We start from the raw sequence: 13143 nt of genomic DNA on the forward strand, positions 1-13143 counted from the left end.
TAAGCGTTTCAATAGGTGTAATTTTATTTTCTAAAAAAGGTTGCTTCAAATGTAGAACTATTTCCAACATTATCGGTAACAATTATCTTTAAATCGTTCTTGGTATCTTTAACGATATTATCATTAAAATCGTGTACCAGCATATTGGTTTTGTAATCGTATTCCATTAAAATCCATTTGCCATTTACGGTTGCCCTATATTTACTTATTCCAGATAAATCATCGTCAATTTTTACTTTAAGATACCTGTATTTACTCAACCATTTTTTATCCTTAAAGTTTATTGGTTTTATTGAGGGTGCTACAGTATCTACGGCCAGAGTATAGGTGCCAAAAACATTACTACCAGCACTTAGGGTGTGCCCCTTTCTTTTGGTGTAAACATAACTTGGTCTTTTGTAGTAGCCATAAAGTCTTGCAATAAAAATTTTATCGAGATCATCTGACTTATAATTGCTTAGATCGTAATTGATATAAAATTTTTTTTGAAGTGGTATGTTATCTTCGTGTAAGTTTAGTGTATCTGAATTTACACTAAAATCTATACCAACATCTTCATAAACAGTATTTTTATAAAAATTAACAGTAACTAATCCAGATTTTAGCTCTGTTGCTTTATCTGAATAAATTAAGGTCTTATTAGACCAATCCTTTTCTGTTGTATTGTTGTATTCTCGCTTGCCCTTAATAGGGATGTTTACCCAAGTTTCGTTGTTTTTAAAGTCTCTTATTCTAATTTTATAGACTGAGGATGTGCTGTCTTCAACTCTAATATATCCATCATCGTAAGCGTTTTTATATAGACTTAGCGGGTTGTTTTTTTCAATAAACAGTTTTTGTATCCTAGATCTCTTGGTTTTAAAGTACTCATAATCTATCAATTTTTTAATGTGCTTTGTTTCATTGAAACTGAAACGTTTAAAATCAATTTCGAGACTTTTATTGCCATTATAAAACGTCTGAATGTTATAAACACCGTTATTATTAGGTGCTAAATCTTGCCTATCGTAAGAAGTGATTCCAAAACCAATATTGCCATGAGCTGTAATTTTCTCTACGTCATAATCACCATTTTTTTGAGGTATTAAACGAAGTGGTATGCGCTCGTTCTTACCGTTAATAATGGCGTTTTCATCTTTTGGGTAGGCATATATAGCTGATACAAACGGACGTGTAGTGTCTTTAATATCAATACCAAATAGCATAGGATTGATAGGGCGTTCTTGGTTGTCTCTAATCTCAAAATGCAAATGCGGCCCACCAGATCCTCCCGTATTTCCTGAAAATGCAATAATTTCGTCTTTTGATACTAAAAGCTCTTGTGTGCTAGGAAAGACCTCTACCTCATAACTTTCCTTCTCATATTGGCATTCCTTAATATATTTTTCAATACGATCAGAAAATTTCTGTAAATGTGCATACACTGTAGTATAGCCATTAGGGTGCGTAATATAAAGCGCTTTACCATAGCCGTAATGCGAAATTTTTATTCTACTAACGTAACCATCTGCTGCTGCATAAACTTTTAAGCCAATTTTTTGCTGTGTTTTAATGTCTAATCCCGAATGAAAATGCGAGGATCTAAGTTCTGAAAACGTTCCTGATAATACCAATGTTATATCTAAAGGGTTTCTAAAATAGTCTTGTGGATATTCTGACTGGGAATAGATTGAACAGGTGATTAAAAAGAAGAGTATTAATTTTTTCATTTAGACAACTATTACGGCTAAAATATCAAATTGCATAAAAAATGCAAACCATAAATATGTATTATTTTTCTGAACGTTTTAATTTCTAAGTTGTTATGTCGACTAAAAATAATTGTAAAAGAATTGTATTATTTCAATAGGTATGTTAAATTTGTTTCAATAGTATTGAATTACTTAAATGAGTAAAATAGAAGAAATTGTTGATGCTTTAGAAAACAAAATCAGCAAGGTTTTACATAAGCAAGAAGTCTTAAAACAAACGAACGCGAGACTATCTCAACAGCTTGAAGCGCAGCAACAAAAGCTTCTAGAACAGCAAAAAGAAATTGCTTCTTGGGCAGATAAATATGAAACACTCAAAATAGCAAATTCAATGCTTGGTAGTGACGAAAATAAACGAGAAACAAAGCTCAAAATAAATGCACTTATCAGAGAAATTGACCATTGTATTGCTCAACTCTCAGAATAAAGTTGTAAATTTAAACTAAATGTCAGATCAATTAAAAATTAAACTTTCAATTGCCAATAGAGTGTATCCGTTGACAATAAATCCAAAGCAGGAAGAAGGTTTACGTAAGGCCACAAAAAAGATAGAGGCCATGATTGGTCAGTTTGAGCAAAATTACTCTGTAAGAGATAAGCAAGATGTTTTGGCCATGTGTGCCCTACAGTTTGCTGCTCAGGTTGAGCAAAAATCAATTGATAAAGAGTATGTTAACGAAGAAGTTCAGGAAAAGTTACTTGCTATAAATGATCTTTTAACGCAGCATATCTAACTCGTACGTTCTTTAAAATACAAAAAGGTTACTGCCTACATTAGTTATATTTTTTGATAAACTCAACGTTAATTCTTTAAAAAGGGTGAGTTTAAATTGTAAAAGCATGCTGCTAATACTTAGTATTTGGGCAGATCCTTGATCAGTTTGTTAGCCCTAAACTTGTTTTTAAGGAGTTTATACAAAATCAGAGCTGATGTAGGCTTTTTTTATATATTAAACTAAACATAAAACATGGACATTAACACAATACTATATATTGTTGGCGGAGTGGTATTAGGACTAATACTTGGTTATATTATAGCTAAATCCTTAGAAAAAGGAAGGGCATCTAAGTTAATTGCTAATGCCGAGAGCGAATCTAAATCAATTTTAAAACAAGCCAAAGCAGATGCAGAGGCATTAAAAAAAGATAAAATACTCCAAGCAAAAGAAAAATTTATTGAGCTTAAAGCAGAGCACGAAAAAGTTATTTTATCTAGAGATAAAAAAATGGCAGAGGCTGAAAAGCGCATAAGAGATAAAGAGTCTCAAATTTCTAATGAGCTATCTAAAGCTAAAAAATCTAACCAGTCCTTGGACGATAAAATCAAAGATTACGACTTTAGGTTAGAGTTTTTAGAAAAAAAGAAGGACGAAATAGAAAAAGCACACAAAAGCCAAATAAAACAATTGGAAGTCATTTCGCAATTATCTGCAGAAGAAGCTAAAGAGCAGCTAGTAGCATCCTTAAAAGAAGAAGCGAAGACGGATGCCATGGCCTTTGTACAAGATCGTATCGAAGAAGCTAAGATGACCGCTCAACAAGAAGCTAAAAAGATTATAATAAACACCATACAACGTATTGGTACTGAGGAAGCTATAGATAATTGTGTTTCTGTTTTTAATATCGAATCAGACGATGTTAAAGGAAGAATTATCGGTAGAGAAGGAAGAAACATTAGAGCTATTGAGGCGGCAACAGGCGTAGAGATTATTGTAGATGATACACCAGAAGCAATAATATTATCTTGTTTTGATTCTGTAAGACGTGAGATTGCGCGTTTATCGCTTCATAAATTAGTGACCGATGGTAGAATACATCCAGCACGTATTGAAGAAGTCGTTAAGAAGACTACAAAACAAATAGAACAAGAGATTATAGAAGTCGGTAAGCGAACTGTAATAGATTTAGGTATCCATGGCTTACATCCAGAATTAATTAAAATGGTTGGTCGTATGAAGTATCGTTCTTCTTATGGTCAAAACTTACTACAACATTCCAGGGAAGTGGCTAAGCTTTGCGGTGTTATGGCTGCTGAATTAGGGTTGAATCCTAAACTAGCAAAGCGCGCAGGATTGTTGCACGATATAGGCAAAGTACCGTCTTCAGAGACAGATGTAGAAACTCCACACGCCATTTTAGGTATGCAATGGGCAGAGAAGCATGGTGAAAAACCAGAAGTTTGCAATGCTATTGGTGCACACCACGACGAGATAGAAATGACAACATTATTATCTCCAATAATACAGGTGTGTGATGCTATTTCTGGTGCTAGACCAGGAGCAAGACGTCAAGTGCTAGACTCTTATATTCAACGTCTTAAAGATTTAGAAGACGTTGCATTTGGTTTTACAGGTGTTAAAAAAGCGTATGCAATACAGGCAGGTCGAGAATTGCGTGTTATTGTGGAAAGTGAAAAAGTATCAGACGAGAAAGCTGCAAGCTTGTCTTTTGAAATATCTCAAAAAATTCAAACGGATATGACGTATCCAGGACAAGTTAAAGTTACAGTGATAAGAGAGACAAGAGCAGTGAATATTGCTAAATAAAGAATAACTAACTCAAGTAATGTAAAAGGGTGTTCTATTAGTTTAGAGCGCCTTTTTATTTTCTAGGATGAAACTTGTTTAAAACATCACTTAAGTGCGATCGGTCTACGTGCATATATACTTCTGTTGTGGTAATACTTTCGTGACCCAACATCATTTGTATGGCTCTGAGATCTGCACCATTTTCTAATAAGTGGGTAGCAAACGAATGTCTAAAGGTATGAGGAGACACTATTTTCTTTAAGCCAGACTTTTTAACCAGATTTTTAATTATAGTAAAAATCATGGCGCGTGTTAGTTTATTGCCCTTATAATTGAGAAATAAAATATCTTTAGATTCTGAATTTACATCTATTTGATTTCTTATGTCTTTCCAAATATTAATGAATTTTTTGGTAGACTCACCAATAGGAACAAAACGTTGTTTATCTCCTTTACCAGTAACTTTTATAAAGCCTTCGTCAAAAAACAAATCAGAAATTTTTAATTCTATAAGTTCGCTAACACGAAGTCCACAACTGTACAAAGTTTCTATAATCGCTCTATTGCGCTCACCAAGATTTATACCTTGATACTCGTAGCCCAGATCAATGGTATTAATTAATAAATCTATATCGGCAACAGATAAAGTGTCTGGTAGTTTTCTGCCTATTTTAGGAGATTCAATTAAGTCCATAGGATTAGAGTCTCTATAATTTTCAAAGACTAGGTAATCAAAAAAGTTTCTCAAGCCAGAGATTAACCGTCCTTGAGATCTTGGATTAATAGTTTTAGATGTGCTATAAATAAACTGTTTAATATGTTCTTGATCAATCTTATCTGGTGCCTCTTTAATTTGGTTGTTATCCAGATATTTTATAAGCTTTTTAATGTCGTAACAATAATTCTCTATAGAATTGTGTGATAACCCACGCTCAATTTGCAGATAATGTCTATAATCTTTAATTGCTTGAGGCCATTTCATAAAACTTGTCTTTTAGGTGTAAAAAATAGTTAATTATCTACGTATTTCATCGTATTTTCTAAAAAAAATGTTAATAACATTTTTTTTAAAATACTGATTTATAAATATTTAAGATATAATGTTTATTAAATTGTTAATAACTCCAAATAAAAATTTTAATATTATAAAAAAAAGGCTTTAGTTTGTATCAATCAATTTTAAAACTTAAAAGATTATGAAAAAATTATTTTTAGCTGCATTCGCAGTTTTTGCTTTTGCAAGTGTTAGTGCTCAGGATGGTGATTCATCAAGTGCTCTTACAAAAGGTTCTTGGCTAGTTGAAGCCAATACTGGCTTTGGTGGTGGTGCAACAGGTGCTGCTCACAGATCAACAACATCATTTGGCTTAACATCTATCGATGGAACTACAATTTGGTCAATTGGTGGTGAAGCAGGATACTTTGTAATGGACGATTTAGCGATAAAATTAGGACTTGGTTATAATGATTTTGATGGTGCTTCATCTTTTTCATACAAACTAGGTGCTAAGTATTATATTGCAAGTCAGTTTCCTGTACAGTTAGACTTTACTGGTGCATCTGGAGACGATGTATTTGGTGATGAAAGCCCTCTTTGGTTAGGTATTCAAGGTGGATACGCTTGGTTCGTCGCAGATAACATTTCAATTGAGCCAGGTCTTCGTTACAATCATTCTTTAAATGAAGATTTTACAGACGAAGGTGTACTAGAGTTAAACATCGGCTTTGCATTACACTTCTAAATCTATTATTATAATTTTTAAAAAAACCGAAGCTAATCGCTTCGGTTTTTTTATTTCGAAATTTTATATAATTGGATTTATCAAAAATCTTTAAAGTCTAATACTTCCGATAAAGAGTACAAAAATTTAACTATTAAATAGCGAATTATTGTAGCTAAAAAGCTACGTTTGTGTAAACTATTAATTATAAATTCTTATGAAAAAATTATTACTTTCTGCTGCTGTGGCAGTATTTTTTTAACTAGTGTAAATGCTCAAGAAAGATCTTCAGGAGATATAGAGCTTATACCACATGTTGGTTACATGTCGGCATTTTTAAATGGAGACGAAGTTGATGGCTTAGACCCTAGAGGATCGTTCAATTTTGGGGTTATAGGTGATTATTTTTTTAATGATAGATGGAGTCTTAGATCTGGAATTAATTTTGATTCTATGGGAGCGAGTATTCCAGGATCAGATTTAACACTGAATTATATTAACATTCCTATTAATGCAAATTGGCATTTTGGTAGTACAAGAAAATGGAACTTAAACTTTGGTGTTACACCTGGTTTTTTAACCAAAGCAGATTTAGATGGTGATGACGTAAAGGATGACTATAATTCATTTCAGCTAGGAATTTCTTACGGTATAGGTTATAAAATTGAAGTTCAGACAGCTTTAGCATATTAGTGCACGGTCAGGGTCTAGTAGGCGTTACTAATATACTTTCAGAGGAAGCTGGTGGAGAAGACTTTACTAGATTAAATGCTGGTTCTACAATTAGTGTAGGTGGTGTATTTAAACTATAAAAATTACAATTTAAATTGGTAAAAACCGAAGCTACTGCTTCGGTTTTTTTATGCTCATATTTTAATATCTTTACGGAATGAAGCAACTTATAATAATTAATGGTCCAAATCTTAACCTTTTAGGCAAACGTGAACCCGAGATTTATGGCAGCCAAACTTTTGACGACTATTTAAACATACTTAAGTCTAAATACAATAAAGTTAAGTTAGATTATTTTCAATCTAATATAGAAGGCGAACTCATTAATAAGTTGCAAGAAGCTGGTTTTAGTTACGATGGTATTGTTTTGAATGCTGCAGCTTATACACATACTTCAGTTGGTATTGGTGATGCTGTAAAAGCCATAGAAACACCTGTTGTAGAGGTTCATATTTCAAATACATTTTCTCGTGAGGCTTTTAGACATCAATCGTATATTTCTGCACACGCTAAAGGTGTTATTCTTGGTTTTGGCCTTAAAAGCTATGATTTGGCAATAGAAAGTTTTATCTTATAACCATGAAGAAAATTATTCTATCTTTTGTTGCTATTAGTCTTTGCATTGTAACTACCGCTCAAACAGATTTTGGTGTTAAGGGCGGATTAAATTTTACCTTTTTTAAAGTTAATGAAGGTGATTTTGGTACTAACCCAGATACGGAGATAGGCTTTTATGGTGGTGTTACATTAGATTTTCCTATAGATAATGGATTTCATATTCAGCCAGAACTTTTGTATAAAGGTATTGGTGATTTTAGGTTTTTAAATGCTCCTATTTACTTAAAATACGATATCTATAATACGCTTCATATTTTGGTAGGACCTAGTTTAAATTACTTTTTTGATTTTTTCTCTAATAAATTTAAGGTAAGAGCAGATCTTAGTTTAGATTATGATTTTTCTTCAGATTTAAGTATGCACATGAAATATACTATTGGTTTTGAAGAATTATCTCCCAACGTACTTTTCCTTGGACTAGGATATAGATTATAAAAAAAGCGATTCATATTGAATCGCTTTTTTTATGTATTGTGGATGTTTTATTACAAATGTATCACTTCATCATAAGCATCTGCAACAGCTTCCATAACCGCTTCACTCATTGTTGGGTGAGGATGAACCGCTTTTAATACTTCATGACCAGTTGTTTCTAATTTACGACCTAATACAGCTTCTGCAATCATATCTGTAACACCAGCACCAATCATATGGCAACCTAACCATTCACCATATTTAGCGTCAAAAATCACTTTTACAAAACCATCTTTGTTTCCACCTGCACTTGCTTTACCCGAAGCAGAGAACGGGAATTTTCCTATTTTAATATCATAACCCTGTTCCTTGGCTTGAGCTTCCGTAAGACCTACACTAGCAACTTCTGGTGAACAATATGTACAACCAGGTATGTTTCCATAATCTAAAGCTTCAACATGCATACCAGCAATTTTTTCAACACAAAGTATGCCTTCAGCAGAAGCAACGTGGGCCAAAGCTTGTCCAGGTGTAACATCGCCAATTGCATAGTATCCAGGTATGTTAGTTTGGTAGTAGTCGTTTACTAAAATTTTATCTCTGTCAACTGCAATACCAACATCTTCTAATCCAATATTTTCAATGTTAGATTTTATACCTACTGCAGATAATACAATATCAGCTTCTAAAACTTCTTCACCTTTTTTTGTTTTTACAGTAGCCTTTACACCTTCACCAGAGGTGTCCACAGAAGTAACTTCTGCAGAAGTCATGATTTTAATTCCAGATTTTTTGAAGCTACGCTCTAGTTGCTTGGATACTTCATCATCTTCAACAGGGACAATTTTTGGCATATATTCTACGATAGTAACTTCCGTTCCCATTGAGTTGTAGAAGTAAGCAAATTCAACACCAATGGCTCCAGAACCAACCACAATCATTTTTTTTGGTTGTTTATCTAAGGTCATTGCTTTTCTGTAACCTATTACTTTCTTACCATCTTGAGGTAGGCTAGGCAACTCGCGAGAACGAGCACCTGTTGCAATGATGATATGATCAGCCGAATACTCTTTGCCATCAACATCAACTTTTTTTCCTGGCTTAACTTTTCCGAAGCCCTCAATAACATCAATTTTATTCTTTTTCATTAAGAACTTTACACCATTACTCATGCCATCTGCAACACCACGGCTTCGCTTAACAACAGCATCAAAATCGTGTTCTGCATCTTTAACTTTTAAACCGTAATCTTCAGCGTGTTTTAAATATTCAAAAACCTGAGCAGACTTTAAAAGTGCTTTTGTAGGTATACAGCCCCAATTTAAACATACACCTCCAAGACTTTCCTTCTCTACAACAGCGGTTTTAAAACCTAATTGAGATGCTCTAATTGCTGTTACGTAGCCACCAGGACCACTTCCTAATACTATGATATCGTATTTACTCATGAGTAATTTTTTAATTGAATTTTTGAGAGTACGAATTTACGAAACCAAAATGTAATATTAAAGGTCTTCTGTAAAATGTCTTTTGCCTTTGTCTTTAGAAAATTTTTCTTTGTTGTAATCTTTTGATTTTCCTTTTGGTATAGATAAGGATTGCCAACGCTTTCCTTTAATGAGTTTTCCTAAAAATACAATCTGACCGACATGGTATGCATAATGCATCATTTGTCGATTTACAGCTTCAACCACTGTGTGACCTTGATTTCTTATGTAGATCAGACGCTCTAAATCTTCATCCGTTAGAGATTTCATTGAGCCAAATAAGCAGTCCCAACCTTTATTCCAGTTGGCTAGAAATTCTTCTTTAGACGTAAACGAATCAATAAATTCTTCATCGCGTTGTCTCCATTCTTTTTCACCATCTTCGGTTAGAAAATTTGTCCAACGACTTAGCATGTTACCAACAAGGTGCTTTACTATTATTGATATAGAATTAGAATCTTCAGAGAGCTCTCTTTTTAATTCATCAAAAGTTAACTGTGCAAAAGTTTTATCGCCAAGACTTTTGTAATATTCAAATTGCTTGATGCTGCTCTCAATGTAATTATTCATCTTTTTTAGTGTCCTCTGGTACAAAATTTAATGCCACACCATTAATACAATGACGTTTTCCTGTGGTGTCTTTTGGGCCATCGTTAAACACGTGGCCTAAATGTCCTCCACATGTTGCGCAATGTTCTTCGGTACGAGCATAACCAATTTTGTAGTCTGTGGAAAAAGCAACATTACCTTCTATCTCTCTGTCAAAGCTTGGCCAGCCAGTACCAGAATCAAATTTATGTTCACTTTTAAATAACGGTGTATCACAAGCAGCACAATGGTAAACTCCTTTTTCGTAATTTTTGTTCAATGGACTCGAGAAAGCACGTTCGGTACCAGCCTCTCTAAGAACATAGTATTCCATTTCGGTTAATTCAGCCTTCCATTCAGCTTCGGTTTTTGTAATTGGGAACTCTTCCGACTCCTCATTTTCTTTTTTTTGAGCAGAGCCATTGCAATTGAATAAAATAGCGGTTAAGGAAAATAATAAGATCTTTTTCATAGCTTAAATTTACAATTTTTAAATATACTTTTTGTCGTGTTAAGTTTTAAAAAATTACAAAGTTATCAGTGTAATTTTATTATTAAGTAATTGGATTAAAGAGTTGATAAAATCATAATATTTAAGTACATTACATTGGTGTTTTTTTAAATACCTTTTTCCATCGTATTAGTTATGCCTAGTGGCTATTATAATGTGTTGTAAACATTCATTGTGTAAATAAGTAATTTAAATCTTGCAGCTAATAAGTATTAAATAAATTTAGATGAAAGTATTGTTTCTTACCAGAGAATTTCCTCCTTACGTTTATGGCGGTGCAGGTGTGCACGTAGAATATTTAGCAAAGGAACTGTCTGATTTAATGGAAGTAGAAGTAAGAGCTTTTGGAGACCAAGATAAAACAACGAACAATCTCAGTATTAAAGGTTATCCTTTTGAAGATGGTTTTTTTAAAAATAGTGATGGTAAGCTTAAGTCTATTTTTAAGACCTTAAGTACAGGACTTCATATAAATGCTGATACCATAGACGCAGATATTGTACACTGCCATACTTGGTACTCGCATTTTGCAGGTATTATGGCAAAGTTGTGTTATGGAAAACCTTTAGTGGTTACTACACATTCCTTAGAGCCTTTAAGACCATGGAAACGTGAGCAATTAGGTAGAGGCTATGACGCTTCTTCTTGGGTAGAAAAAACCGCTATAGAAATGGCAGATTGTTTAATTGCTGTATCAGAAGAAACAAAACAAGACATTATCAAACATTTTGATGTTGATAAAAATAAAATTGAAGTCGTATATAATGGCATTGATTTAAAAGAGTATAGCATTGTAAACGAAACTAATGTTTTAGAGGCTTACGGCATTGACAAAAGCAAACCCTATGTACTTTTTGTTGGTAGAATTACAAGACAAAAAGGAATAGTTCATTTAGTTAATGCTATTAAATATATTAATGCTGATACTCAAATTGTATTATGTGCTGGCGCTCCAGATACAGAAGAAATTGCCAAGGAAATGAAAGATGCTGTTGCAGAAGCTTCTAAAACAAGAGATAACATCTTTTGGATTGATAAAATGTTAGATAAAAAAGATGTTATTCAATTATATTCTCATGCAGATGTATTTTGTTGTCCATCGATTTATGAGCCATTTGGAATTATAAATATAGAGGCTATGGCATGCGAAACAGCCGTAGTAGCAAGTGCAGTTGGTGGTATAAAAGAAGTAGTTGTTGAAGGTGAAACAGGCTTACTAGTAAATCTAGAGCAGCAAAATGTTGCACCTTTTGAGCCTGTAAATCCAGACCAATTTTCTAGAGATTTAGCTAATGGTATCAATAAAGTTATTGGGAATAAGGAACTAAGAGAAAAAATGGCCAAGAATGGACGACAGCGTGTAGAAGAGTTTTTCGACTGGAAAGCCATTGCAAAGCAAACCAAAAGCATATATCAATCCTTAAGCGCTAAGTAAATGATAAACGACAAAGTATTAAGTATAATATTAGGTGGAGGACAAGGCTCTCGTCTTTATCCATTAACAGAAAGCAGATCTAAACCTGCTGTACCCATTGCCGGAAAGTATAGATTGGTAGACATACCTATTTCAAATTGCATCAATTCTGATATTAAACGTATGTATGTTTTAACACAGTTTAATTCAGCATCTTTAAACAGGCATATAAAAAACACTTACCACTTTAGTTTTTTTAGTTCGGCATTTGTAGATGTTTTGGCAGCAGAACAAACTATTGCTAGTGATAAATGGTTTCAGGGTACTGCAGATGCAGTTAGGCAGAGTTTGCATCACTTTTTAAGGCATGATTTTGAATATGCCTTAATACTTTCGGGTGATCAACTTTACCAAATGGATTTTAACAAAATGATTGATGCGCATGAAGCAAGTGGCGCAGAAATTTCAATAGCAACTCAACCCGTAAACGCTAAGGATGCTACGTCTTTTGGTATATTAAAAACCGATGATAATAATTTTATTTCTTCGTTTGTAGAAAAACCAGATGCTTCATTATTGCCCGATTGGACCTCGCCCGTAAGTGAAGACATGCAGAAAGCAGGAAGAAATTATTTGGCGTCAATGGGTATCTATATTTTTAATAAAGCGTTATTGGTTGAATTATTAAAAAATCCTGATACAGTTGACTTTGGAAGAGAAATAATTCCTGAGGCAATTAAAAACCATAAAACGTTAAGCTACCAATTTGAAGGCTATTGGACAGATATAGGAAATATTGATAGCTTTTTTGAAGCAAATCTTGGATTGACAGACGATATACCGAAGTTTAACCTGTACGATAATGAAAGACGTATCTATACCAATGCTAGGATTTTACCAACTTCAAAAATATCAGGTACGCTTCTAGACAGAACTGTAATTTCTGAAGGTTCTATTATACATGCTGCAAAAATTGAACGTTCGGTAATTGGAATTCGTTCTAGAATTGGTGCAGAATCTACAGTTATTAACTGCTACATGATGGGTTGTGATCGCTATGAGTCTTTAGAGGAAGTAGAATCAAAAAAGATTAAAATTTTTATGGGTATTGGTGAACGTTGTTTTATAAAAAATGCAATTCTCGATAAAAACTGTAGAATAGGTGATGATGTTAGGATTAACGGCGGAAAGCAATTAAAAGATATTGAAACTGACAGTTATTTTGTTAAAGATGGCATTGTGGTTGTGAAAAAAAACGCAGTTATTCCGCCAAGAACCATTATTCAATAATCAATAAATTTAGTAATACTTAATTAATTCAAACGTTGTAGTTTGCACCTCTTTATTTATTCCTTTTATATGTCGAGTTTGTATATTAC

The 13143-nt window shown here is 33.3% G+C and carries 14 protein-coding genes and 1 other RNA gene; 10 read left to right on the top strand and 5 right to left on the bottom strand.

Going from position 1 to position 13143, the window contains the following annotated elements:
- Positions 1-23 precede the first annotated feature (23 nt).
- Entirely contained in the window at positions 24-1709 is a 1686-nt protein-coding gene (locus BWZ20_RS01065) for a M23 family metallopeptidase (protein WP_076615097.1), read from the bottom strand.
- Positions 1710-1887: 178 nt separating this feature from the next.
- Here BWZ20_RS01065 and BWZ20_RS01070 point away from each other — a divergent pair, with 178 nt between their 5' ends.
- The 4 genes from BWZ20_RS01070 (at position 1888) to rny (ending at position 4297) form a co-directional block, all read left to right on the top strand.
- A complete protein-coding gene (locus BWZ20_RS01070; protein ID WP_076615100.1) occupies positions 1888-2178 on the top strand; it encodes a hypothetical protein in 291 nt (96 codons plus the stop codon).
- Positions 2179-2197: 19 nt separating this feature from the next.
- A complete protein-coding gene (locus BWZ20_RS01075; protein ID WP_076615103.1) occupies positions 2198-2485 on the top strand; it encodes a cell division protein ZapA in 288 nt (95 codons plus the stop codon).
- Positions 2486-2545: 60 nt separating this feature from the next.
- A non-coding RNA gene (ssrS, locus tag BWZ20_RS01080) (6S RNA) lies at positions 2546-2664 on the top strand.
- Positions 2665-2719: 55 nt separating this feature from the next.
- Positions 2720-4297, top strand: a complete 1578-nt coding sequence (rny, locus tag BWZ20_RS01085) for a ribonuclease Y (RefSeq protein ID WP_076615105.1) — start codon at positions 2720-2722, stop codon at positions 4295-4297.
- A 55-nt stretch (positions 4298-4352) separates the two neighbouring features.
- Here rny and xerA read toward each other — a convergent pair whose 3' ends face one another.
- Complete coding sequence (xerA, locus tag BWZ20_RS01090; protein ID WP_076615108.1) at positions 4353-5261, bottom strand: site-specific tyrosine recombinase/integron integrase; 909 nt, start codon at positions 5259-5261, stop codon at positions 4353-4355.
- A 214-nt stretch (positions 5262-5475) separates the two neighbouring features.
- Between xerA and BWZ20_RS01095 the strand changes: the two genes are divergently transcribed.
- The 4 genes from BWZ20_RS01095 to BWZ20_RS01110 all read left to right on the top strand — a co-directional run bounded on the left by BWZ20_RS01095 (position 5476) and on the right by BWZ20_RS01110 (position 7785).
- The gene (locus BWZ20_RS01095; RefSeq protein WP_076615111.1) at positions 5476-6021 is read left to right on the top strand and encodes a hypothetical protein; all 546 of its coding nucleotides are present in this window, start codon (positions 5476-5478) and stop codon (positions 6019-6021) included.
- 168 nt (positions 6022-6189) lie between these two features.
- Complete coding sequence (locus BWZ20_RS01100; RefSeq protein WP_076615113.1) at positions 6190-6693, top strand: porin family protein; 504 nt, start codon at positions 6190-6192, stop codon at positions 6691-6693.
- A gap of 196 nt (positions 6694-6889) precedes the next feature.
- Complete coding sequence (gene aroQ / locus BWZ20_RS01105) at positions 6890-7309, top strand: type II 3-dehydroquinate dehydratase (protein ID WP_076615115.1); 420 nt, start codon at positions 6890-6892, stop codon at positions 7307-7309.
- Between the two features lie 2 nt (positions 7310-7311).
- On the top strand, positions 7312-7785 hold the full coding sequence (locus tag BWZ20_RS01110) for an outer membrane beta-barrel protein (RefSeq protein ID WP_076615116.1): 474 nt from the start codon (positions 7312-7314) through the stop codon (positions 7783-7785).
- Positions 7786-7835: 50 nt separating this feature from the next.
- Here BWZ20_RS01110 and lpdA read toward each other — a convergent pair whose 3' ends face one another.
- Genes lpdA through msrB form a run of 3 tightly spaced genes read right to left on the bottom strand, consistent with a single transcriptional unit; the run spans position 7836 to position 10311 of the window.
- Positions 7836-9212 (bottom strand): dihydrolipoyl dehydrogenase, encoded by a 1377-nt coding sequence (gene lpdA, locus BWZ20_RS01115; RefSeq protein ID WP_076615119.1) that lies wholly within the window; start codon positions 9210-9212, stop codon positions 7836-7838.
- Between the two features lie 57 nt (positions 9213-9269).
- A complete protein-coding gene (locus BWZ20_RS01120) occupies positions 9270-9821 on the bottom strand; it encodes a DUF1572 family protein (RefSeq protein WP_076615120.1) in 552 nt (183 codons plus the stop codon).
- Positions 9814-10311: a peptide-methionine (R)-S-oxide reductase MsrB gene (gene msrB / locus BWZ20_RS01125; protein ID WP_076615123.1), complete on the bottom strand. Its 498-nt coding sequence runs from the start codon at positions 10309-10311 to the stop codon at positions 9814-9816. Before msrB ends, BWZ20_RS01120 begins: the two co-directional genes overlap by 8 nt.
- A 265-nt stretch (positions 10312-10576) precedes the next feature.
- Between msrB and glgA the strand changes: the two genes are divergently transcribed.
- The gene (gene glgA / locus BWZ20_RS01130) at positions 10577-11785 is read left to right on the top strand and encodes a glycogen synthase (RefSeq protein ID WP_076615125.1); all 1209 of its coding nucleotides are present in this window, start codon (positions 10577-10579) and stop codon (positions 11783-11785) included.
- Positions 11786-13054: a glucose-1-phosphate adenylyltransferase gene (locus BWZ20_RS01135; protein WP_076615127.1), complete on the top strand. Its 1269-nt coding sequence runs from the start codon at positions 11786-11788 to the stop codon at positions 13052-13054.
- Positions 13055-13143: the final 89 nt, after the last annotated feature.

Source organism: Winogradskyella sp. J14-2 (assembly GCF_001971725.1).
In the GTDB taxonomy this organism is placed as follows: domain Bacteria; phylum Bacteroidota; class Bacteroidia; order Flavobacteriales; family Flavobacteriaceae; genus Winogradskyella.

Coding starts and splice junctions, on each gene's coding strand:
- BWZ20_RS01065 (WP_076615097.1), bottom strand. CDS start 1,709: ATGAAAAAATTAATACTCTTCTTTTTAATCACCTGTTCAATCTATTCC.
- BWZ20_RS01070 (WP_076615100.1), top strand. CDS start 1,888: ATGAGTAAAATAGAAGAAATTGTTGATGCTTTAGAAAACAAAATCAGC.
- BWZ20_RS01075 (WP_076615103.1), top strand. CDS start 2,198: ATGTCAGATCAATTAAAAATTAAACTTTCAATTGCCAATAGAGTGTAT.
- rny (WP_076615105.1), top strand. CDS start 2,720: ATGGACATTAACACAATACTATATATTGTTGGCGGAGTGGTATTAGGA.
- xerA (WP_076615108.1), bottom strand. CDS start 5,261: ATGAAATGGCCTCAAGCAATTAAAGATTATAGACATTATCTGCAAATT.
- BWZ20_RS01095 (WP_076615111.1), top strand. CDS start 5,476: ATGAAAAAATTATTTTTAGCTGCATTCGCAGTTTTTGCTTTTGCAAGT.
- aroQ (WP_076615115.1), top strand. CDS start 6,890: ATGAAGCAACTTATAATAATTAATGGTCCAAATCTTAACCTTTTAGGC.
- BWZ20_RS01110 (WP_076615116.1), top strand. CDS start 7,312: ATGAAGAAAATTATTCTATCTTTTGTTGCTATTAGTCTTTGCATTGTA.
- lpdA (WP_076615119.1), bottom strand. CDS start 9,212: ATGAGTAAATACGATATCATAGTATTAGGAAGTGGTCCTGGTGGCTAC.
- BWZ20_RS01120 (WP_076615120.1), bottom strand. CDS start 9,821: ATGAATAATTACATTGAGAGCAGCATCAAGCAATTTGAATATTACAAA.
- msrB (WP_076615123.1), bottom strand. CDS start 10,311: ATGAAAAAGATCTTATTATTTTCCTTAACCGCTATTTTATTCAATTGC.
- glgA (WP_076615125.1), top strand. CDS start 10,577: ATGAAAGTATTGTTTCTTACCAGAGAATTTCCTCCTTACGTTTATGGC.
- BWZ20_RS01135 (WP_076615127.1), top strand. CDS start 11,786: ATGATAAACGACAAAGTATTAAGTATAATATTAGGTGGAGGACAAGGC.